The organism is uncultured Polaribacter sp., from assembly GCF_947500975.1.
Taxonomy (GTDB): Bacteria; Bacteroidota; Bacteroidia; order Flavobacteriales; family Flavobacteriaceae; genus Polaribacter.
In genome coordinates this window covers 1-381 of record NZ_CANMUE010000066.1, presented here as the reverse complement: position 1 = coordinate 381, position 381 = coordinate 1, and the positions used below count along the sequence as shown (strand labels likewise).

At 29.7% G+C, this 381-nt stretch carries 1 protein-coding gene; it reads right to left on the bottom strand.

The features are described from left to right. Positions 1 to 198: 198 nt before the first annotated feature. A partial coding sequence (locus Q0733_RS13030; RefSeq protein ID WP_298782778.1) for a hypothetical protein occupies positions 199 to 381 on the bottom strand: 183 nt, incomplete at its 5' end.

Here is a 381-nt window from a genome sequence, read left to right as displayed (position 1 = left end):
CCTTTTTTTATAATTCAAGTTTTAATAAATTCAGATTTTGAGTAATAAATTCCGCAAAGATTTTCAATTCCTCAAACGGGCTAAATTCCGCAATATTGGTTTTTAAGAGTTTAAGTAAATTCTCACGTTTTATATTTCGGCAAACTTGTTAAAATTCCCACAATAGTTTTCACGAGCGAGTGAGTGTTCAGCATTTTTTTATTCAACATTTTGAGTAATAATTCCAACAGATTTATTTGAAAAAAAAATCATTGTTTTAAACGAATTTTTTGTATGATTCTGATTTTTTTCGCGCAATGAATACCAACGTTTTGGTGTATTAAAAGTTGCGGTTTTGTGCGCGAGGATTTTCCGAAGGAAAATTTGAAGCAAACAAAACAG